General features: G+C 71.7%; 17 protein-coding genes. 8 read left to right on the top strand and 9 right to left on the bottom strand.

From position 1 onward, the window contains the following. Positions 1-38 precede the first annotated feature (38 nt). Positions 39-1,217 (bottom strand): thiolase C-terminal domain-containing protein, encoded by a 1,179-nt coding sequence (locus ACLLJJ_RS14910; RefSeq protein ID WP_434591027.1) that lies wholly within the window; start codon positions 1,215-1,217, stop codon positions 39-41. Between the two features lie 132 nt (positions 1,218-1,349). On the opposite strand from ACLLJJ_RS14910, the gene ACLLJJ_RS14905 reads away from it, so the two are divergent. After that, on the top strand, positions 1,350-2,537 hold the full coding sequence (locus ACLLJJ_RS14905) for an acyl-CoA dehydrogenase family protein (protein WP_434591024.1): 1,188 nt from the start codon (positions 1,350-1,352) through the stop codon (positions 2,535-2,537). After that, positions 2,537-3,022: a nitroreductase family deazaflavin-dependent oxidoreductase gene (locus ACLLJJ_RS14900; protein WP_434591021.1), complete on the top strand. Its 486-nt coding sequence runs from the start codon at positions 2,537-2,539 to the stop codon at positions 3,020-3,022. Before ACLLJJ_RS14905 ends, ACLLJJ_RS14900 begins: the two co-directional genes overlap by 1 nt. 405 nt (positions 3,023-3,427) lie before the next feature. On the opposite strand, the gene ACLLJJ_RS14895 is transcribed toward ACLLJJ_RS14900, so the two are convergent. Then, entirely contained in the window at positions 3,428-4,075 is a 648-nt protein-coding gene (locus tag ACLLJJ_RS14895; protein WP_434591019.1) for a TetR family transcriptional regulator, read from the bottom strand. Between the two features lie 380 nt (positions 4,076-4,455). On the opposite strand from ACLLJJ_RS14895, the gene ACLLJJ_RS14890 reads away from it, so the two are divergent. Beyond that, on the top strand, positions 4,456-5,241 hold the full coding sequence (locus ACLLJJ_RS14890; protein WP_434591016.1) for a VOC family protein: 786 nt from the start codon (positions 4,456-4,458) through the stop codon (positions 5,239-5,241). 268 nt (positions 5,242-5,509) lie between these two features. Continuing rightward, a complete protein-coding gene (locus ACLLJJ_RS14885) occupies positions 5,510-8,035 on the top strand; it encodes a PQQ-binding-like beta-propeller repeat protein (protein ID WP_434591013.1) in 2,526 nt (841 codons plus the stop codon). Between the two features lie 12 nt (positions 8,036-8,047). Here ACLLJJ_RS14885 and ACLLJJ_RS14880 read toward each other — a convergent pair whose 3' ends face one another. Beyond that, positions 8,048-8,560 (bottom strand): hypothetical protein, encoded by a 513-nt coding sequence (locus tag ACLLJJ_RS14880; protein WP_434591010.1) that lies wholly within the window; start codon positions 8,558-8,560, stop codon positions 8,048-8,050. A gap of 187 nt (positions 8,561-8,747) precedes the next feature. Here ACLLJJ_RS14880 and ACLLJJ_RS14875 point away from each other — a divergent pair, with 187 nt between their 5' ends. After that, a complete protein-coding gene (locus ACLLJJ_RS14875; protein WP_434591008.1) occupies positions 8,748-9,305 on the top strand; it encodes a hypothetical protein in 558 nt (185 codons plus the stop codon). Positions 9,306-9,557: 252 nt separating this feature from the next. On the opposite strand, the gene ACLLJJ_RS14870 is transcribed toward ACLLJJ_RS14875, so the two are convergent. From ACLLJJ_RS14870 to ACLLJJ_RS14855, 4 genes are all read right to left on the bottom strand, one after another. Beyond that, positions 9,558-9,920: a cupin domain-containing protein gene (locus ACLLJJ_RS14870; RefSeq protein WP_434591005.1), complete on the bottom strand. Its 363-nt coding sequence runs from the start codon at positions 9,918-9,920 to the stop codon at positions 9,558-9,560. Positions 9,921-10,051: 131 nt separating this feature from the next. Continuing rightward, positions 10,052-10,822 (bottom strand): enoyl-CoA hydratase/isomerase family protein, encoded by a 771-nt coding sequence (locus ACLLJJ_RS14865; RefSeq protein WP_434591003.1) that lies wholly within the window; start codon positions 10,820-10,822, stop codon positions 10,052-10,054. Beyond that, the gene (locus ACLLJJ_RS14860) at positions 10,819-11,274 is read right to left on the bottom strand and encodes a Zn-ribbon domain-containing OB-fold protein (protein WP_434591000.1); all 456 of its coding nucleotides are present in this window, start codon (positions 11,272-11,274) and stop codon (positions 10,819-10,821) included. The genes ACLLJJ_RS14865 and ACLLJJ_RS14860 overlap by 4 nt, the downstream gene beginning before the upstream one ends. 6 nt (positions 11,275-11,280) lie before the next feature. Next, positions 11,281-12,429 carry a lipid-transfer protein gene (locus ACLLJJ_RS14855; RefSeq protein ID WP_434590997.1) on the bottom strand — a complete coding sequence of 383 codons (1,149 nt, stop codon included), beginning with the start codon at positions 12,427-12,429 and terminating at the stop codon, positions 11,281-11,283. Positions 12,430-12,519: 90 nt separating this feature from the next. On the opposite strand from ACLLJJ_RS14855, the gene ACLLJJ_RS14850 reads away from it, so the two are divergent. Beyond that, positions 12,520-14,106: a FadD3 family acyl-CoA ligase gene (locus ACLLJJ_RS14850; protein WP_434590995.1), complete on the top strand. Its 1,587-nt coding sequence runs from the start codon at positions 12,520-12,522 to the stop codon at positions 14,104-14,106. A gap of 210 nt (positions 14,107-14,316) precedes the next feature. Here the strand turns inward: ACLLJJ_RS14850 and ACLLJJ_RS14845 are convergent, their stop codons facing one another. Then, a complete protein-coding gene (locus tag ACLLJJ_RS14845) occupies positions 14,317-14,481 on the bottom strand; it encodes a sigma-like protein (RefSeq protein ID WP_434590992.1) in 165 nt (54 codons plus the stop codon). Positions 14,482-14,683: 202 nt separating this feature from the next. Further along, complete coding sequence (locus ACLLJJ_RS14840) at positions 14,684-17,653, bottom strand: BTAD domain-containing putative transcriptional regulator (RefSeq protein WP_434590989.1); 2,970 nt, start codon at positions 17,651-17,653, stop codon at positions 14,684-14,686. A 135-nt stretch (positions 17,654-17,788) separates the two neighbouring features. Between ACLLJJ_RS14840 and ACLLJJ_RS14835 the strand changes: the two genes are divergently transcribed. Both ACLLJJ_RS14835 and ACLLJJ_RS14830 read left to right on the top strand, forming a co-directional pair. Then, entirely contained in the window at positions 17,789-19,015 is a 1,227-nt protein-coding gene (locus ACLLJJ_RS14835) for an amidohydrolase family protein (protein ID WP_434590987.1), read from the top strand. A gap of 165 nt (positions 19,016-19,180) precedes the next feature. Next, positions 19,181-20,089 (top strand): TIGR03619 family F420-dependent LLM class oxidoreductase, encoded by a 909-nt coding sequence (locus tag ACLLJJ_RS14830; protein WP_434600422.1) that lies wholly within the window; start codon positions 19,181-19,183, stop codon positions 20,087-20,089. The last annotated feature ends 8 nt before the right edge of the window (positions 20,090-20,097 follow it).

Raw genomic sequence — 20,097 nt, 5'->3', positions numbered from 1 at the left:
CGGTTGAAATGGCCGGTCCCGGCGGGGGCGGCCCCGGGTCAGCCGCGCCCCAGCACCACCGTCCCCGACGAGCAGAACCAGCCGCCGGTCCCCGAGGCCACCGCCAGCTCGGGCAACCGTCCGCCCGCTTTGCGCACCTGCCCGTCGCCCGCCTCGCCGCGGAGCTGGCGCACGGCTTCGACCAGGAGGAACAGGCCACGCATGCCCGGATGGCAGGCGGACAGGCCACCGCCGTCGGTGTTGACCGGCAGCCCGCCGTCCCGCAGCAGGCGGCCCTTCTCGACGAACGCGCCGCCCTCGCCCTTCGCGCAGAAGCCGAGGTCCTCCAGCGTCACCAGCGTCATATAGGTGAAGGCGTCGTAGATCTCGGCGAAGTCCATGTCGGCGGGGCCCACCCCGGCCCGCTCGAAGGCCAGGCGCCCGGAGACCGCGGCGGGGGAGACGGTGAAGTCCTCCCACTGGGACATGGCGGTGTGCGAGACGGCCGTCCCGGACCCCAGTACCCACACCGGGGCCTTCGCCATGTCCGGTACGTAGTCCTCCGCGACCAGCAGTACCGCGCAACCGCCGTCGCTGCGGATGCAGCAGTGCAGCTTGGTGAACGGGTCGGCGATCATCGGCCCCGCGAGTACGTCGTCCACCGTCACCGGGTCGCGGAACATCGCGTCCGGGTTGGTCGCGGCGTTCGCCCTTGCCTGGACGGCGACTTCGGCGAGCTGCTCCAAGGTCGTGCCGTACTCGTGCATGTGGCGGCGGGCGGCCATCGCGTACTTGGCGACCAGGGTGTGCCCGTACGGCACCTCGAACTGGAGCGGGCCACGGGCTCCGAAGGAGAGATTCGACGTCCTGCGGCCCGACTTGATGTCGGCGCGGGCTGTCGATCCGTACACCAGGAGTACGGCGTTGGCGTGCCCGGCGGCGATGGCGTCCGCGGCATGCGCGGCCATGACCTCCCAGGTGGAGCCGCCGACGCCGGTGGAGTCGACCCAGGTGGGGCGCAGTCCGAGGTACTCGGCGACCTCGACGGGGGCGAGGGTGCCGAGGCCGGCCGACGCGAAGCCGTCGATGACGGACCGGTCGAGGCCGGAGTCGGCGAGTGCGCGGCGGGCGGCCTGGGCGTGCAGGGCGTAGGGGGTGGCCTCGTCGACGCGTCCGCAGTCCGAGAGGGCTGTGCCGGCTACGGCGACCTTGCGGGGGAGGCGGGATGGAGAAGGCATGAATCTGACGGTACATCAGATGTGGAGTGGGTGCGGGTGGGTGGAAAGGCCTGCACGCCACCCGCCCGCACCCCTGTCCATCTCCCCCGCCCGGCTCTAACATGACGGCCCGTCGGAAATGGAGGGGAGCCCATGGACGCCGCCTTCACCGCGGAACAGGACGAGATCCGCCGCACCCTGCGCGAACTACTGGCCAAGCGATGCGGGCCCGACGAGGTGAAAGCCGCCGTCAGGACCGCCGCCGGGTACGACAGGGAGCTCTGGAAGCAGCTCGCCGAACGGCTCGGCCTGCCGGGCCTCTCCCTTCCCGCCGCGTACGGGGGAGTCGGCTGCGGCTCCGCCGAACTCGCCCTCGCCTGCGAGGAGACGGGCCGCACCCTGCTGCCCTCCCCGCTGCTCGCCACCGCCGCACTCGTCGCACCGCTGATCACCGCCCTGGGGACGGAAGCCCAGCGCACCGCCCTGCTGCCGGCCGTCGCCGGAGGCACCCTGACCGCCACCCTCGCCGTACCCGGCGGCAGCCTCAGCGCCGCGCTCGCCCTGACCGGGGACAACACGGGCGGTGAGTGGGCCGGGGGCGGCCGGGCCGGCGGGGTGCAGGCGCGACGTACCGATGACGGCTGGCGGCTCTACGGGGAGGCCGGGCAGGTTCTCGACGGGCACAGCGCCGGACTGCTCCTGGTCGCGGCGCACACCGGCGGGTTCGCCCGCAGCCGCGTCCTGCTGTTCCTCGTCACCGCGGGCGCCCCGGGGCTCTCGTGCGTCCGTGAGGTGGCGCTGGACGAGACCCGGCCGCAGGCCCGCGTCGAACTGCGCGAGGTCGCCGCCGAGTTGCTCGGCTCCGAGGAGAGCGCCGAAACGGCGGACGTGCCGGGCACCCTGGCCGCCGTGGGGCGTACCGTCGCCGCGGTTCTCGCGGCCGAGGCGGTCGGCGCTGCCTCGCATTCGCTGGAGCGGACCGTCGAATACGTCGGCGCACGCGAGCAGTTCGGGAGGCCGATCGGTTCGTTCCAGGCGGTCAAGCACCGGCTGGCCGATCTGTACGTACAGGTCCAGGCGGCCCGCTCGGCGGCGTACTACGCCGCCTGGGACCCCGCGGCAGGCGCCCTCGCCCTCGCCCAGGCGCTCGAAGCGCTTCGCACCACCGCGGGCGAGGCTGTCCAACTGCACGGCGGGATCGGTTTCACCTGGGAACACGATGCGCATCTCTACTTCAAGCGGGCCGCGTCGGACGAGCTGCTCTTCGGCCCGGTCCACCGGCTCCGCGCCCGCGCCGCCGAGGTCGCGGACCTCTTCGAACCGAAGGAGCCGGCCGTCTGATGCCGCCCGGAGTCCGGCTGATCCAGAAGGTGTCGTCGACCCGCGCCTTCGCCAGGATCGCCCCCCACTGCATCCCGGCCATGGACCGCGCGGTCCACCGGCTGACCCGCGGCAAGGTGCTGCTGAGCGCCCAGATGCTGCCGGGCGTCATCCTCACCGCCAAGGGGGCCAAGAGCGGCCTGCCGCGCATCACACCCCTCGCGTGCATGCCGGAGGAGGGCGGCGGCTGGGTCTTGATCGGCAGCAACTTCGGCAGGCCGGGACACCCCGCCTGGACGGCCAACCTGCTGGCCCACCCGGATGTGCTGATCAACTGGCGCGGCCGGGACGTCCCGGTCACGGCGCGGCTGCTGGAGGGCGCCGAGCGGGACGAGGTGTGGCAGGCGGCGGTGAAGTTCTGGCCGCCGTACACGACGTATCAGGCGAGGGTGGAGCGGCAGATCCGACTGTTCCGGCTGGCGGAGCGGTCGGCGGAAGCGGCCTGAGCCGTACGTCGTCGTCTGGCGTCGCACGGCGTCGTGCATCGTCGTCCGGCGCCGTCCGGTCTTCGCACGACGGTGTACTGCGGCGGCGTACGCCGTGCGGACAAAACGTGCCTGTACATGCCTGCGGCGGACCACCCGGGTGAGGGGGGTCCGCCGCCGACGTGACAGGACCGGGGCCGGCGGTGAAGCCGCCGGTGCACCTCGTTCGCTACTCGCTGTCCGATATCTGCTATCCGCTACCCACTAATCGCCGTCTGCTCGCTGATCGCGCATCGCTGCTTGCTCGTCGGTCGTCCGTCGTGGACCGGGTCCGCCCGGTCCAGCCGGTCGATCGGCTGCCTTCGGCCACTTCGGCAGCTACTTCGCCGACTACTTCGCCGACTACTTCGCCGACTACTTCGCCGACTACTTCGTCGGCTTCTTGCCGGTGATGCCGAGATGGACCAACAGCGCGAGATTGGGCTTGAGTTCGGACTGCTTCACACCCCAGGTCGTGAAACCCTTCTGGTGCGAGGCGACCGCGGCCAGCATCGCGACCAGTGAGCCGGCGATCGCCGCGGGGCTGACGTCCTTGTCGACCTTGCCCTTGGACTGGAGGTCCTTCATCGAGTCCGTAAGGGAATTGGTCACCGAGTTCAGAATCTTCATGCGGATCTTGTAGAACCGCTTGTCGCCCTCGGCCGCGCCCAGGTCGACCACGCGCAGAATCGCGTCGTTCCTGCGCCAGAATTCGAGGAAGCCCTCGACGAGTTCCTCCGCGGTGGCCCAGCCCGCTTTGCCCACCCAGGAACGGGCGGAGACGAGCTCGGTCAACCCGGCTCCCTCCTTGGCCATTTCTTCCGCGATTTCGAGGACAGCGCCCTCTACGTCCGGAAAGTACTGGTAGAACGTCGCGGGTGAAGTCCCCGCCTTGCGGGCCACGTCGATGACTTTGACGTCCCGGTAGGGCGAAGAGCTGAGCATTTCGCTGAGGCAGTCGAGCAGCTTCTGCCGCGTCGCCTGGCCGCGTCGTCCGGCTACGCGGCCGTCGACGGTGCGTACTTGTCCTGTCATGCCGTCAGCTTACCGAGGGGTGATCGGAGCGCGATTCGGCCGACTGCAAATGGGGAAGAGGGCGTGCGCCGGGCGGGGACCGGGCGTCACCCGTACGTACCGCCGGTCCGGCCCCGGACACCCGGTGGCCGGATTCTCGAAGCCCCCCGTGGCCGGATCCCGAGGGTCGCGGCGAGCCCGTCCCGGTCGCCTCTCGGCGGCCCTTTCTCGCGGACCCCTGACATGGATGTCCGGCCACTCCGCCACGAATAGTCTTATCAACAGCCTGTGGACAACTTCGGTGGACAACCCATGGGAGGCATGGGTAATGGCCCGATATTGAATCAATTGTTCGATTCCTTTCGGCTGCGCGGGGCGGGTGCGCTGGCTACTTTGGCCCCATGGCCGTATTCGCAGAAGGCACGCCCTGCTGGGTGGACGTGACGCTCGACGACCTCGAAGCGGGCAAGCGCTTCTACGGTTCACTCTTCGGGTGGACGTTCGCCGATGGGGGCGGCGCCGCGCGGAGCCCGTTCGTGAACGCGCTCAGTGACGGCAGGAAGGTCGCCGCCCTGGCGCCCAAGAGTGACGGCCGCATGCCCACCGCCTGGGGTGTCTACTTCGCCGCCGACGACGTCGTCGCCCTCGCCGCGAAGGTCCGGGCGGCGGGCGGCCAGCTGCTGACCGACCCGGTCGCCGTCCCGCCGCTCGGCACGATGGCGGTGGCCGCCGACCCCAACGGTGGTGTCTTCGGGCTCTGGCAGGCGGGCACGCACAGTGGCTTCGAGAAGCGGGACGAGCCGGGCTCCTTCTGCTGGACCGAGGTCTACACGCACGACAAGGAGCTGATCGACCCGTTCTACGAGACGGTCTTCGGCTTCGAAGGACACGACCAGGGCGACGCGGGCGTCGATTTCCGCGCCTGGTCCCCGGCCGGCACCGAGCCGGGGCCCGAGACCGCGATCACGGGCCGCAGCGTCATGAGCGAGGCCTTCCCCGTCGAGATGCCCGACCACTTCCTGGTCTACTTCGTCGTCGAGTCCTGCGACGGAACCGTGGCGGCGGCCCAGCGCCTCGGCGGGCGCGTCCAGCTGCCGCCGGTCGACACCCCGTTCGGGCGGATCGCGGTGCTCGTCGACAATCAGGGCGCGACTTTCGCCATTCTGGCGGAGCCGGAGACGATCTGAGAACGGATTCGGCACGTCCGATCGGGCCCGGTCGGCGTGTCCGCGCGGCCTGAACCGCCAGGCATTACGCGTAAATACGGGCAAAGTGCGCAAACTGCACCTGTGTGATGTGTCCGAATCGAGGTGAGACACCCCGGTCCGGCCCTGGGTTCGCCTCCACCGGCTCCGACAGGAAGAATCAGGGTGCGCACCGCTGGGTGGTGCCCAGTGGTGAGACGCTGCATGGGGCTGTGTTCGCGGCCTTGTAGGGGGAGGTGGCAGGCAAGTGATGGAGCAGCTGACGCAGCACGACCCGCGGCGGATCGGCCCGTTCGAGGTGCTGAGCCGGCTCGGGGCCGGCGGCATGGGGCTGGTCTATCTCGCGCGCTCGGCGTCGGGCCGACGAGTGGCGATCAAGACGGTAAGGACCGAGCTCGCCGAGGACCAGCTGTTCCGCGTCCGCTTCACGCGTGAGGTGGAGGCGGCACGGGCCGTCAGTGGGTTCTACACGGCGGCCGTCGTGGACGCCGATCCGCGGGCGGCGGTGCCGTGGCTCGCCACGGCGTACGTCCCCGCTCCCTCCCTCGAGGAAATAGTGAATGAGTGCGGGCCGATGCCCGCCCAGGCGGTGCGCTGGCTGGCCGCCGGTATCGCCGAGGCCCTGCAGTCGATCCACGGCGCGGGCCTGGTCCACCGCGACCTCAAGCCGTCGAACGTCCTGGTGGTGGAGGACGGTCCGCGCGTCATCGACTTCGGTATCGCGTCGGGGGTCTCCAACACCCGGCTGACCATGACCAACGTGGCCGTGGGCACGCCCGCGTACATGTCGCCCGAGCAGGCGCGGGACTCGCGCAGCGTGACGGGTGCCAGTGACGTCTTCTCGCTCGGGTCGACGCTGGTCTTCGCGGCGACCGGGCATGCGCCCTTCCACGGTGCCAACCCGGTCGAGACCGTCTTCATGCTGCTGCGGGAGGGCCCCAACTTGGAGGGCCTGCCCGACGAACTGCGACCGCTGATCAAGTCATGCATGGGGTTGGAAGCGCCACTGCGGCCCAGCCCGGCCGACCTCCAGTCGCAGCTCGCGCCGCACCTCTTCGCCTCGGGCCAGGACGACAGCGGTACGGCGTCCGCCTGGCTGCCGCCGCGCGCCACCGCGATGATCGAGCAGCGCCGGGGCGGGCGCACGTCCGTGCCGAGCGCGCCCCCGGTCCGGGCTCAGGCCACGACACCACCGCGCCCGCCGGGCCCGCCGACGGCCCCGCCGCCCTCGTACGCGCAGCCACCGGGCCAGGGTCAGGGTGTTCAGCTGCGATCCGCGCACGCCGCCCAGGGCGCACCGGCCGCGCAGGGGGCCCGCGGCGCGGGCGCCCACGCGGCGCAGGCCCCGCAGCACGCCGTGCGGCTGCCCGGGGTGAAGGTGCCGATCGGACCGGGCCCACGGGTCGCCGAGGCGCACGCCGGGGCCGCGCCGGCCCAGGCGGGTCAGGCCACCGGCTGGATCAGGCCGCCCGCCGGGATGACGGTGGCCCCGGTTAACGGTGCGGACGCGCCGACCGGTGTCGTGCCGCGGCACGCGTCGGCCCTCTCGTCGTCCCCGTACGCACCCTCCCAGCACTTGCGGCCCCCGTCCGTACCGGCGCCCGCACCTCCGGCCGACGGCGCGGGGCCGTCCGGGGCATGGCGGCCCTGGCGGTTCCGGATGTCCAACGATGTGTGGGGCACCCCGGCGGTCGCGGGCGGCCTCGTCTACGTCACCTCCTTCGAGGTGCACGCCCTCGACGTGGCCAGCGGCCGGCGGCAGTTCAAGACGAGTGACGTCGCCTGGGCGATGGCGGTCGCGGGCGGTCGTATACACGCCTCCGACGGCCCCACCCTGTACGCGCTCGACGCCGCCGACGGCGCGGAGCGGTGGCGGCTGCAGACCGACGCCTGGGTGTACTCGCTCAAGGCGGGCCGCGGCACGGTGGTCACCGGTACCCGCGGCGGCGGGGTCCAGGCCTGGGAGGCCGCGAACGGCCAGAAGCTGTGGGAACTCAGCGGCGCGCAGACCGACTTCGAGACCCCGGAGGCGGGCCCCGCGCTGCACGACGACGCGGTGTACGTGTGGCAGGACGCGCGGCTGCGCTCCCTCGACGCCCGTACGGGCAGCGAGCGTTGGTCGTACCCGATCGGCGACGCGGCCTCCTGCGGCGGGGTCCCGGTGCGGGTGACGCCGGCGCCCGACGGCTATGTGTATGTCTCCGCCGGTACGCGCGTGCTCGCCATCGACACCGTCAGCGGCCGGGTGCGCTGGCACTTCGAGGCCCCGGCGGTCTTCCTCAGCGCGCCCGCCTTCGCGCCGGGGCCGGCCGTCACCGGCGGCGGTGTCTACCTCGCCGACTACCTCGGCACGGTGTACGCCCTCGACGCGTCCACCGGCAAGGACCGCTGGCGGATCGCGACCGAGTCCCGCCAGTCCATCGAACCGGTCCTGGTCGCCGCGGGCAACGTCCATGTGGGCAGCGGCAGTGCGCTCTACACCCTGGACGCGGTCACCGGCACGCCCAAGTGGCGCTTCGCGGCGGGCGGCGAGGTCGTCGGCGCGCCGGTGGTCGCCGACGGCCGGGTCCACTTCGGCTCCGCGGACCACTGCCTCTACACACTGGACGCGAGCGGCGGCCAGTTGCGCTGGAAGCTGGCGACCGGCGGCGAGATCACCGGGTCCCTGGTGGCGCAGGACGGCGTCATCTACGCGTGCAGCAAGGACCGTTGTGTGTACGCGCTGGACGCGGTGAAGGGTACGGCGACGGGCCGTTCCGGGGCCGCGAACGCCTGACGGGCGTGGCCGCTATGCCCTCGGGTACGGCGGCTGCGACTCGTCCGGCGCCGGATACCAGGGGCGGGGCTCCTCCTCCGCCGGGTCCGCCGGGGCGGCCCCTGCGCCGCCCCCGCGACGGCCGCGCAGGACGCCGGCGGCCAGCAGCAGGAGCAGGCCGCCGCCGAGCGCGTACGCGACGCCGAGCTTCAGGCCCGTACCGTCGGAGTTCACCGCGAGGCCGCCCTCGGCCATGCCCGTGCGGACCATCCACAGGATGGTGAACCCGAGCACGACCGTCCCGGCGAGCGCGACCAGCGGCCTGGACCGCAGCAACAGGCCGATCAGGGTCACCACGGCCGCGAACGCGAACGGCAGAATGATCGAGCCGACCAGCTGCGCATGGGTGCCGGTGATGCCGTTGAACAGATCCTCGATGCGGTAGTCACGACCGCGCCGATCGCCCAACCAGGCGTGGCAGGTGCTCAGTACGGCTGCCGTCGCTCCCACGAGAGCGAGGATCCAGCCGAGGAAGCTGCGGACCATCACCCACCTCTTTCGGGCGGCTCTCGGGCGCTCGATCACGACGCCACGCCCGTCGTGCGGAGGCGATCGGCCACGGGCCGGCCGCTGCTTGAAGACGTGCGTTTGCCAGTGCGTCCGACCGCGCTCTACTGTGACGCGCGCCCGTCAACCGGGCGCCAAACATAACGATTTCAACGGGGGTTGAAGCGTGCAGCTTCGTCATGTCCGCGCGGTCGCCATCTGCGGTATCGCTGTCGTCGCACTGACCGGGGCCCGTGGCTCCCACGGTGGCAGCTGCGGCAGCAACAGCAGTGGCAGTAGCGGCAGTTCGAGCAGTAGCAGCAGCGGCGGGTCGAGCTACGACGACGACTCGACATCGGGCGGCTCCTCCTCCTCCTCCTCCTCCTCCTCCTCCACCACCGGCGGCACGACCTCCTCGGGCACCACGGGTTCGGTCTCCGGCAGCAGTGGCAACAAGGGCGCCAACGACGTCCGGATCGACACCTGCGAGTACGACTCCGCCCGGGGCATCGTCGCCTCGGTCAGGGCGACGAACAGCAGCGCGTCGGAGACGTACACGTACTCCTTCACGGTGTCCTTCACCGACCCGAGCGGCGCGACCGTTGGCGAGCGCGACCCCAGCATCCCGATGGTCCTCGCGGGTCAGACGGACACGCTCGATGTCGCCACGCCGTACGTGCCCAAGGAGGGCGCGACCTCGGGTGGCAGGTGCACGCTGAAGAACGTGCAGCGGACGGCTTCCTGACGCCAGAACTCGGCGTATTCGCGCAGGTCGCGACCGGGACCCGGCAGAGCGCGTCCCGGTCGGCCGCGCCACTCCTTGAGGAACCGGGAGAAGGAACCACCTGCCCGCCCCTCCAACTCCCCACGTCACGTGATCGGGTGCCGAGGCGTCCGGAGGCCGGAGGGGCGCGGTACGGCCGACGCGGCCACCGCGGGCCGCCCCGGCGAGGGTTCCGTGGCCGACCCGGGGCCCGAGAGCGGGGCCGGGTTTCGGCTACCGCTTGGCGTAGTCGCTGAACCCCGACCAGTCGACGACGACACACGCCTCATCGCCGAGGGTCCAGGCATCGTGACCCGGCGGGCAGATCATGACGTCGCCCGGGCCGAACTCATCGGCTCCGCCGTCATCCATGACGATCTTCATGCGGCCCGAGATCACATAGCCCGAGTGGGCGGCTTGGCAGCTCTCGGTCTTGGCGATCGGCTTGACGTGCTTGGACCACTGCCAACCGGCTTCGAAGGTCGCCCGTCCCACCGGGCCCGCTTCGCAGTTGACGAGTTCGAGTTTCCCCTTTTTCTCTTCGAAGGGGCGGGTTTCGTCGGGTGAACCGAGGCTCTTGCGGACGAGGCCGGACATGACGTCCTCCAGGGGCGGAGTAGCAGTCGCCTAGGAGCGCCTCGGGAAGGCGACGCTGAGGCGATTTGTGGCAATTGTACCTCCACGATGTCGTGGTCGCCGTGCGGCGGACCCGCGACGCAACCGCCCACCTAGCGCACCCGAAAGCCGCCACCTCGGCTGCCGAACAACTCCGCCTGTCGCTCCGGCGGCAGATTCCCGAGCGCGATCAGCTGGGGCGCCTGGGCCAACGCCGCGCTCCGGGCGCCCTCCTTCGCCGCCCAGACCGCACGCACCGTCCCCTGCACCGCCCCGGTCGGGTACGAAGCGATCACCTCGGCCGAGCGCACCGCTGCCGCCACTTCCTCGCCGGGCGGGGTCAGCTCGGACACCAGGCCGATCTCGTGGGCCCGGCGCGCCGAGAGCCGTTCCGCCGTCCCCATCAGGGACATCCGGGCGACCTCCCCGAACGGCATCCGCTGCGCCATGTAGATCGCCTCGTACGCGCTGACCATCCCGTACGTCGTATGCGGATCGAAGAACGTCGCGTCGTCCGCGGCGACCACGAACTCCGCCTCGCCCAGCAGATAGAACGCCCCGCCGCACGCCATCCCCCGGACCGCCGCGACGACCGGCTTCCAGAGGTCGTTCGCCTTGGGCCCGATGGAGATCAGCGGATCGTCGATCGAGTACGGCGAGGGCGGCTGCGGGACGTCGACCCCCCGGTCGATCCCCGTGCAGAAGGCCTTCGAGCCCGCACCTGTCACGACGACCGCCCGGACGCTCTCGTCGAAGCGGAACTCCCGCCAGACTGCGGCCAGTTCGGCCGCCGTCGCCAAGTCGATCGCGTTGTGCTTCGCCTCGCGGTCCAGGGTGACGACCGCGACCCCGCTCACCTTGTCCCGCTCGACCCGGATGCTCATGGCCGCTCCAGCAGCCAGCGCGGCACCGCCATGCCGTCACCGGTGTCCGTGAAGGCCACCTGCACCCGGGCCCCGATGCGCAGGCGCGCCGGATCGACCGAGTCGAGCGCGGCGCCGGGTGCGGTGACCACGTTGCCGACGAGCCGGATGTGCGGGGCGTCCGTCAGCTCGACGATCACCGCGTTGTACGGGGCCTGCGCCGCGTACGCGGGCAGCAGCGGGGGGTGCGGCAGCACGTACGACCAGATCCGGCCCTTGCCGCTCATCAGGCGCCACTCACTGTCGAAGGACCGGCAGTGCGGGCAGCAGGGTCGCGGCGGGAAGCGCAGCTCTTCGCACGAGGCACAGGCCTGGACGCGCAGCTCGCCCCGGGCGGCGTACTCCCAGAAGGGCGCGCCGTCCTCGTCGATCACGGGGGTCAGCAGGGCCGGGGGCGCCGGGCTCTCGCTCATCGCATCTCAACTCCTCAACAGGATCGCGGAGGTGGGCACGCCCTCGCCCGCTGTAACCAGGCAGGTGGCGGCGCCGGGGACCTGCGCGGTGCTGGTGCCGCGCAGTTGCCTGACGCCCTCGGTGATGAGGTTGAAGCCGTGGACGTACGCCTCGGACAGCCCCCCGCCGCCGGTGTTGATCGGCAGCCGTCCGCCGCTCTCCAGCGCGCCGCCTTCGGTGAACGCGGCGCCCTCGCCCCGCCCGCAGAAGCCGTAGCCCTCAAGGGAGAGCGGGATCAGCGGCGTGAAGGCGTCGTAGATCTGCGCGACATCGACGTCGTCGGGGCCGAAGTCGGCCTGCTTCCACAGATGTCGGGCGGCAGCCCAGGAGGGGCCGGTCAGCGGGTCGTCGTTCCAGTAGTTGACCATCCCGTGGTGCTGGGTGGGCAGGCCCTGCGCGGCGGAGTGCACGTACACCGGCTTCTGCCGGCAGTCGCGGGCCCGCTCGGCGGAGACGATGACGCAGGCCAGCGCGCCGTCGGTCTCCAGGCAGTTGTCGAAGAGGCACAGCGGGTCGCTGATCCAGCGGGACGTCATGTACATCTCGCGGGTCAGCGGGCGCTCGTACATCATCGCGGCCGGGTTCTGATTGGCCCGGTTCCGGCAGGCCAGGGCGACATTGAAGAGGTGGTCGCGCGTGGCGCCGTACTCGTGCATGTATCTGCGCGCCAGCATCCCGATCTCGTCGGCGGGCCGCAGTAGGCCGAAGGGGCGGGTCCACTGGGCGGGGGTGGGCAGTTGGACGGCGGTGTTCTTCCACGGGCGCGGGCCCGATCCGCGTTTGCGTGAGCGCCAGGCCACGCCCACGCTCGCCTGGCCGGTGGTGATGGCCGCGGCGAGGTGGGCGACGGTGGCGCAGGAACCGCCGCCGCCGTAACCGGCCTTGGAGAAGAAGGTGATGTCCCCGGCGCCGATGGACTTCGCCACCTCGACCTCGTCGGTCTCCTCCATCGTGTACGAGGCCATGCCGTCCACCTCGGAGGGGTCGATCCCGGCGTCGGCGAGCGCGGAGAGGATGGCCTGACAGGCCAGGGTCTTCTCGGAATAGGGGAGTTGCTTGGCGAAGGGCGTCTGGCCCGTGCCGACTATCGCTGTCGCATCCTTGAGCGTCGCCATGGGCCCTCCGCGATGGTCGCGACTACTGACAGCGCGTCAGGCTACCGCTAATCTGACGGATAGTCAGCTACTGCTGTGGGAGGGCTTGTTATGGGCGCGGACGTCGAATGGGACAGCATCCCGGAGCTGGTGCGCAGCGCCGCCGAACGGTACGGCGAGCGCGAGGCCGTGGTCGACGGCCGCACCCGTGTCTCGTACGCCGAGCTGGGCGAGCGCGTCGAACGGGCCGCCGCGGCCTGCATGGCGCGCGGCGTCGAGCCAGGCGACCGGGTCGCCGTCTGGGCGCCCAACACCCTGGACTGGATCGTCTGCGCGCTCGGGGCGGTGACGGCGGGGGCGGTCCTGGTCCCGCTCAACACCCGCTTCAAGGGCGCGGAAGCGGCGTATGTCCTGGCCGGCAGCCGCGCCAAACTGCTCTTCGTGACCGGCGCCTTCCTCGGCACGTCGTACGTCGCCTCGCTGCGCAGGGCGACGACGGAGGGCTCCGGCACGGGCCCGCTCCCGTCCCTCCCGCACCTTCAGGAGGTGGTGGTCCTCGCCGACGACGCACCGGAGAACTTCCGTACCTGGAAGGATTTCCTGGCCTCCGGCGAGGTGGTGTCGTCCGCCGAGGTCCGCGCCCGCGCCGACACGATCGACGCCGCGTCCCCGTCCGACATCATCTTCACCTCGGGCACGACGGGCCGCCCCCGGGGCGCGGTGATCACCCATGAGCAGACCCTGCGCGGCTACGACATCTGGTGCGATCTGGCAGGCCTGCGCGAGGGCGACCGCTACCTGATCGTCAACCCGTTCTTCCACACCTTCGGCTACAAGGCCGGCATCATCGCCTGTCTGATGCGCGGCGCGACGATGATCCCGCAGCCGGTCTTCAACGTCGACACGGTGCTGGCGAACATCGCCGCCGAACGCATCTCGGTCCTGCCGGGCCCGCCCACGCTCCACCAGTCGCTCCTGGACCACCCGGCCCGCGACGACCACGACCTGTCGGCCCTGCGCCTGGTGGTGACGGGCGCCGCGGTCGTCCCGCTGCAGCTCGTCGAACGCCTCCGCACCGAGCTGCACATCACGACGGTCCTCACGGCGTACGGCCTCTCGGAGGCGTCCGGCATCGTGACCATGTGCCGGCGCGGCGACCCGCCGGAGACCATCGCGGCCACCTCGGGCCGGGCCATCCCGGGCACGGAGGTCAAGGTCGCGGGGAAACCGGGTGCACCCGGCGAGGTCCTGGTGCGGGGCTTCAACGTCATGCGGGGCTACTTCGAGGACCCGGCCGGCACGGCGGACGCGTTCACCCCGGACGGTTGGCTGCGCACCGGCGACGTCGGCGTGCTGGACGCGGCGGGCAATCTGCGGATCACCGACCGGATCAAGGACATGTTCATCGTCGGCGGCTTCAACGCGTATCCGGCGGAGATCGAGCAACTCCTCGGCCTGCACCCGGACATCGCCGAAGTCGCGGTGGTCGGCATCCCCGACCCGCGGCTGGGCGAGACGGGCAAGGCGTACGCGGTCCGCCGCCCGGGGGCGACGCTCACGGCGCACGACCTGATCGCCTGGTCACGCCGCGAGATGGCGAACTACAAGGTGCCCAGGGAGATCGAGTTCGTGACGGAGCTGCCGCGCAACGCGAGCGGCAAGGTGCTGAAGATGGAGCTGCGGTCACCGGCCGGGTGACGCACCCCGCGCAGCGGTGACACGGTGACGCGGGCACGGGGGAGCGCCGGGCTCCGGCGCTCCGGCCTCGCGCATACGGTGCCCGCGCCCCCGGCCTCCGGCGCCCGCCCGCCCGGACACGCGGGCCCGTGTGTCCGGACGTGCGGCGACCGCGGTGGCATCCCCTCCGCGCCACCGCGGTCGTTCCCGCCCCCCGTTCGGTCCGAAGCCTCAGGCTCCTTCGGACCCCGCGTGGTTGTCCTGTGTGGTGATCGTGCCCGCACCCTCGGACCCGGCGTGGTTGTCCAGGGTGGTGATCTTGGGCTTGCCCGCGCCCGGCGTCCCGGCGTGGTTGTCCTCGGTGGTGATCTCTTCGCTCTTCTTGGCGTCGCTCATGCTCGTCTCCCGTTGTGTGGCAGTTCTCGCGTCGGCGGACGCCCGTTCGACAACTCCCCCGGGGTCGTCGAACGGGCGTTCTGGGGTCGTTCACCTTACGGTGAAACCCTCGGCGAACCGTCTGCCCCCCGGCGTGACAGCTCGTTAACCTGGAGAATGCCGGGCCCCGATAAACAATCGATGAACGACCCGGTGAACGGCCTCAGGCAGCCGACAGGGGCGTCAGGAGGGCCTGTACTTCGTCGGCCTCCGCGGCGCCGGTCACCTCGTAGATGCTCAGCGCCTCCCGCCAGCAGGCCCGTGCCCGGTCCACCTGGCCGAGCCGGTCGAGGGCCCGCCCCAGAGTGGTCAGGACATTGCCGCGCATCCAGTCGCCGCCGATGCAGTGCAGGGCGAGAGCCTGCTCCGCGTGCTGCGCCGCCTGTGCGGGGCGCTGTGCGGTGAGGTGGGCCTGGGCGATGCGGAAGTGGGTGGTGCCCTCCCACAGACGCTGGCGGTTGTCCCGGAAGACGAGCAGCGACTCGCCGAGCTCGTCGAGTGCCTCGTCGGGGCGGCCCGCCGCGGTCAGGGCGATGCCCAAGGCGAACCGGCCGTTGGCGAGGCGCAGGGTCAGGCCGAGTTCGTCGTAGATCGCGATGCCCTGTTCGGCGAGTTCGACCGCGCTGGACGTCCGGTTCATGGAGACGTGGATACGGGAGAGATTGCACAGGGCGCTGGCCTCGCCGGGGCGGCTGCCGCAGGCGCGGAAGTTGTCGATGGCGTCGCGCAGGTAGTGCTCGCCGTCCGCGTGCCGGTTCTGGTAGAGCGCGATGATGCCGCGGTCGTTGGACGCCCACGCGACGGGCACGGGGTCCCCGGCCGCGCGAGCCTGCACGGTCGCGAGCCTGGCTTCCTCGTCCGCCGCGTCGAAGCGGCCCGACACGAGGAGCGCGTTGGTCAGCGTCGTGCGGGCGCGGCCCTCCGCCCGGGTGTCTCCGGCGGCGTGCGCGGCGTCGCGGGCGGCCACCGCGGTCGTCTCGTACTCGTGGGAGTTGGCGCCCGATTCGGCGAGGTCCTTCGCGGCCCAGAGCAGATCGACGGCGCGCCTGAGGGTGTGGCCCGAGCTGCTCTGCCGGACGCAGGCCAGCAGGCAGTTGGCCTCGATGTACAGCCAGTCGACGGCCGCGTGCCCGTCGGTGAAGTGCAGGCCCGGGTAGTGGGCGGGCTCCAGGTGGTCCACCAGCCGGTCTCCCGGCCGCTCCAGCGCGTACACCGTCGCCGCCGTCGCCAGGTAGAAGTCGAGCAGCCGGGACATCGCCGCGTCCCGCCCGCCCGGCGTCGGCTCGTCGCGTTCCGCGCAGGAACGCGCGTAGAGCCGTACGAGGTCGTGGTAGCGGTAGCGCCCGGGTGCCGCCGACTCCAGCAGGGACGTGTCGACGAGGGATTCGAGGAGGTCCTCGGTGTCCTGGAAGGACCGGTCGAGTACGGCCGCTGCCGCCGCCAGTGACATGTCCGGGCCGTCCGCCAGGCCGAGTAGGCGGAACGCGCGCGCCTGCTGCGGCTCCAGCTGGCCGTAGCCCAGCTCGAAGGTGGCCTTGACGGCCAGGTCGCCCGCCTGGAGCTCGTCGAGGCGACGGCGCTCGTCCGCGAGCTTCGCCGCCAGCACCGAGACCGTCCAGGTGCGGCGGGCCGCCAGCCGGGAGGCGGCGATGCGGATGGCCAGCGGGAGGAAGCCGCAGGCGCCCACGACGTCGAGGGCGGCCTCGCGCTCGGACCGGACGCGCTCCGCGCCGACGATCTTCGTGAAGAGCTGGAGGGCTTCGTCGGGGGACATCACATCGAGGTCGATGAGGTGCGCCCCGGCCAGGTCGACCATCCGGGTCCGGCTCGTCACCAGGGCCGCCGAGCCGGTCGTGCCGGGCAGCAGCGGGCGGATCTGGGCGGCGTCGCGGGCGTTGTCGAGCAGGACCAGGATCCGGCGGCCGTCCAGCGTCGAGCGGTAGAGGGCGGCGCGCTCGTCGAGGGTGTCGGGGATGGCCGGGTCGGGCGTGCCCAGCGCGCGCAGGAACGAGCCGAGGACGGTGGCGGGCTCGGCCGAGCGCGAGCCCGCGCCCTGCAGGTCGACGTACAGCTGGCCGTCGGGGAAGTGCGGGCGGGCCGCGTGCGCGACATGCACCGCGAGGGTCGTCTTGCCCACACCGCCGATGCCGGCCAGGGCGGAGACCGCCATGACGCTGGACTCCGCGGCGGCGAGCCGGTTGCCGAGCTCGCTGACGAACGAGGCCCGGCCGGTGAAGTCGGGGACGGTAGCGGGCAGTTGGGCGGGCCGCACGACGGTGGGGGCCGCGGATGGCGGCGGTTCCACCGGGCGGGCCAGGTCGGCGTCGGCCTCCAGGATGCGCTGCTGGAGCGCGGCCAGCTCCGGGCGGGGGTCCACGCCCAGCTCGTCGGCCAGCAGGCGGCGTGTGTCGGCGTACGCCGCCAGGGCCTCGGCCTGCCGGCCGCTGCGGTACAGCGCGAGCATCAGCAGTTCGCGCAGGCGCTCGCGCAGCGGGTGCGCGGCGGTCAGCGCGGTCAGCTCCGAGATCGCCTCCGCGTGGTGGCCGACCTCCAGGTCCAGGTCGAGGCGGGTCTCGACGAGCTGCAGGCGCCACTCGTCGAGCCGGGTGCGCTGCGTCTCGGCGTACGGCCCCGGGACCGAGGCGAGCGGCTCGCCGTCCCACAGCGCCAGGGCCTCGTTGATCAGAGTGCGGGCGCCGAACCGGTCGCCGGAGTTGCGGGCCTTCTCGGCCCCGGCGGCCAGTTCCTGCGCGACCGCCAGGTCCAGGGTCTCGGCGTCCGCCCGTATCGCGTACCCGCCGGACTCGCTGACCAGCACCCCCGGATCCAGCGCCTTGCGCAGCCGCGAGGCGTATGTCCGTACCGCGGCCAGCGCCTGCGACGGCGGGTCCTCGCCCCACAGCGCGTCGATCAGCTCGGCGGCCGTCGCGGTCCGTCCCTCGCGCAGCAGCAGGGCCGCGAGCAGCGCGCGCTGCTGCGGTGAACCGGTGTTGAGCAGTTCCTCGCCCCGCCAGGCGCGGACCGGTCCCAGTACGCCGAAGCGCAGGGCGGATCCCGTCCCGGTGCCTCCCGTGCCGGTCCGTCGGCCGGGGTCGGGACTTCGCTTCCCCGGTGTCCGAGGTATGTCGTCCATAGCGCTCCCCCTGCCGTTACCGCCCGGTCGCAAGGGTCAGTTTGCCTTGTCCGTGGCGGTTGCGTCAGCACCGGAACCGAGCTGTCCGCCATCAGGGAGCTGACGGATCGTCAGATCGGCGCTACCGTGGTTCACATGGAGACCTTCCCGAAGATAATCTCGGTGGACGACCACACGGTTGAGCCCCCCAACGTCTGGCGGGACCGGCTCCCGTCCAAGTACAAGGACATCGCCCCGAGGGTGGTTCGTGCGCCTTTGAAGGAAATGACCTTCATGGGGGGAAAGTTCGCCCCGGTGATGGGGGCGAAGGGCGACGACGGGCCGATGGGCGACTGGTGGGTGTACGAGGACCTGCACCGGCCGCTCACCCGCCTCGACACCGCGGTCGGCTACGACCGGGACGAGATCAAGCTCGAAGTCATCACCTTCGAGCAGATGCGGCGGGGATCCTTCTCGGTCCCCGAGCGCCTCGACGACATGGACGTGAACCACGTCCAGTCCGCCCTGTGCTTCCCGACCTTCCCGCGCTTCTGCGGCCAGACCTTCACCGAGGCCAAGGACCGCGAACTGGGCCTGCTCGGGGTGCGGGCGTACAACGACTGGATGGTCGACGAGTGGTGCGGCCCCGACGCGCACGGCCGGCTGATCCCGCTCACCCTGGTCCCGCTGTGGGACGCGGAGCTCGCGGCGGCCGAGGTGCGCAGGAACGCGGCGCGCGGGGTACGGGCGGTCGCGTTCTCCGAGATCCCCCCGCACCTGGGGCTGCCCTCCATCCACACCGACGAGTGGGACCCGTTCCTGCGGGCGTGCGACGAGACCGGCACGGTGATCGCCATGCACATCGGGTCCTCGTCGAAGATGCCGTCGACCTCGGCCGACGCGCCGCCCGCGGTGGGCTCCACGATCACCTTCGCCAACTGCTGCTTCTCGATGGTCGACTGGCTGATGAGCGGCAAGTTCGAGCGCTTCCCCCGTCTGCGGATCATGTACGCGGAGGGGCAGATCGGCTGGATCCCGTACATCCTGGAGCGCGCGGACGTGGTGTGGGAGGAGAACCGCGGCTGGGGCGGGGTGGCGGACAAGGTGCTGCGACCGCCGTCGGAGCTGTTCGCGGGGCATGTGTACGGCTGCTTCTTCGACGACGCGTTCGGCCTGAAGAACCTCGACTCGATCGGCGTCGGCAACGTCCTGTACGAGACGGACTACCCGCACTCCGACTCCACCTGGCCCAAGTCCAAGGAGGTCGGCGAGGAGCAGATGGGACACCTGGACGCGGACGTGGTGGACCGGATCGTGCGCGGCAACGCGATCGACCTGCTCGGGCTCACGAGCGACGGACTCTGGGCGGGCCCCGGCGCCTAGGGGGTGTCCGCCGGCCGCGCGCACCTCCCTACCCCTTGTCTGATGAATCGTCAGGTATGACGATGAGCCCGTCCATCACGGTCGAGCCGTCACGGTCGGCCCATCGGTCGAGGGGAAGGAGGCGGCCCGGTGCGGATACTTCCCACAGGACGTCTGTCGTACGGGATGCAGCTCCCGATCCAGTCGCAGAGCACCATGTACGCCGAGGCCTGGGAGGGGGAGGCGGGCCCCGAGGACCTCGTGGAGATCGCCCGCACCGCCGACCGCGCGGGCTTCGCCTACATCGCGAGCTGCGAGCACGTCGCGATCCCGCGCCGCCTCGCCGACGCGATGAGCACGGTCTGGTACGACCCCGTCGCCACCCTCTCCTACCTCGCCGCGGCCACCGAGCGGGTCCTGCTGCTCAGCCATGTCGCCGTGGTCGGGCTGCGCCACCCGCTCGCCTCCGCCAAGCAGTACGCCACGCTCGACCACCTCTCCGGCGGCCGGCTGGTCCTCGGGGTCGGGGCCGGGCATGTCCAGGAGGAATTCGCGGCGCTCGGGGCAGACTTCCCCGGCCGCGGTGGCGTACTGGACGAGACGATCGACGCGCTCCGGGTCGCACTGGGACCCGACGAGTACCCGGAGTTCGCCGGGGAGCGGTTCTCCTTCAGCGGGCTCGGGCAGAAGCCCAGGCCCGCGCAGGCGCGTATCCCGGTGTGGGTCGGCGGCTCCTCGCCGGCCGCCGTGCGCCGGGCCGCAGTGCGGGGTGACGGCTGGCTCCCGCAGGGCGACTCGCGGGCCAAGCTGCCCGACCAGATCGCCAGGCTCAAGCGGCTGCGCTCCGAGGCCGGGGTGGAGGACCCGATCACCGTCGGCGCGATCACCGAGCCGCTGTACGTCGGCGAGGCGTCCTGGCCGATCGGGCGCCGCACGCTGACCGGGAAGCCCGACGCCGTGGCGGAATCGCTGCGCGCGTACGGCGCGATGGGCGTGGACCAGATCCAGGTGCGGTTCCGCAGCCGCGACCGCGCCGAACTGACCGACCAGATAGCCGCGTTCGGCGCCGAAGTGGCTCCGCACCTCAATACCTAAGGAGTACG

The organism is Streptomyces sp. A5-4 (assembly GCF_051131715.1).
Taxonomy (GTDB): Bacteria; Actinomycetota; Actinomycetes; order Streptomycetales; family Streptomycetaceae; genus Streptomyces.
Note: the sequence above shows the minus strand (reverse complement) of the source record. Positions and strands in the feature narration are given on the sequence as shown.

Excerpts from the sequence above, each read along its gene's own strand:
- ACLLJJ_RS14910 (WP_434591027.1), bottom strand. The coding sequence starts at position 1,217 with ATGCCTTCTCCATCCCGCCTCCCCCGCAAGGTCGCCGTAGCCGGCACA.
- ACLLJJ_RS14905 (WP_434591024.1), top strand. The coding sequence starts at position 1,350 with ATGGACGCCGCCTTCACCGCGGAACAGGACGAGATCCGCCGCACCCTG.
- ACLLJJ_RS14900 (WP_434591021.1), top strand. The coding sequence starts at position 2,537 with ATGCCGCCCGGAGTCCGGCTGATCCAGAAGGTGTCGTCGACCCGCGCC.
- ACLLJJ_RS14895 (WP_434591019.1), bottom strand. The coding sequence starts at position 4,075 with ATGACAGGACAAGTACGCACCGTCGACGGCCGCGTAGCCGGACGACGC.
- ACLLJJ_RS14890 (WP_434591016.1), top strand. The coding sequence starts at position 4,456 with ATGGCCGTATTCGCAGAAGGCACGCCCTGCTGGGTGGACGTGACGCTC.
- ACLLJJ_RS14885 (WP_434591013.1), top strand. The coding sequence starts at position 5,510 with ATGGAGCAGCTGACGCAGCACGACCCGCGGCGGATCGGCCCGTTCGAG.
- ACLLJJ_RS14880 (WP_434591010.1), bottom strand. The coding sequence starts at position 8,560 with ATGGTCCGCAGCTTCCTCGGCTGGATCCTCGCTCTCGTGGGAGCGACG.
- ACLLJJ_RS14870 (WP_434591005.1), bottom strand. The coding sequence starts at position 9,920 with ATGTCCGGCCTCGTCCGCAAGAGCCTCGGTTCACCCGACGAAACCCGC.
- ACLLJJ_RS14865 (WP_434591003.1), bottom strand. The coding sequence starts at position 10,822 with ATGAGCATCCGGGTCGAGCGGGACAAGGTGAGCGGGGTCGCGGTCGTC.
- ACLLJJ_RS14860 (WP_434591000.1), bottom strand. The coding sequence starts at position 11,274 with ATGAGCGAGAGCCCGGCGCCCCCGGCCCTGCTGACCCCCGTGATCGAC.
- ACLLJJ_RS14855 (WP_434590997.1), bottom strand. The coding sequence starts at position 12,429 with ATGGCGACGCTCAAGGATGCGACAGCGATAGTCGGCACGGGCCAGACG.
- ACLLJJ_RS14850 (WP_434590995.1), top strand. The coding sequence starts at position 12,520 with ATGGGCGCGGACGTCGAATGGGACAGCATCCCGGAGCTGGTGCGCAGC.
- ACLLJJ_RS14845 (WP_434590992.1), bottom strand. The coding sequence starts at position 14,481 with ATGAGCGACGCCAAGAAGAGCGAAGAGATCACCACCGAGGACAACCAC.
- ACLLJJ_RS14840 (WP_434590989.1), bottom strand. The coding sequence starts at position 17,653 with ATGGACGACATACCTCGGACACCGGGGAAGCGAAGTCCCGACCCCGGC.
- ACLLJJ_RS14835 (WP_434590987.1), top strand. The coding sequence starts at position 17,789 with ATGGAGACCTTCCCGAAGATAATCTCGGTGGACGACCACACGGTTGAG.
- ACLLJJ_RS14830 (WP_434600422.1), top strand. The coding sequence starts at position 19,181 with ATGCAGCTCCCGATCCAGTCGCAGAGCACCATGTACGCCGAGGCCTGG.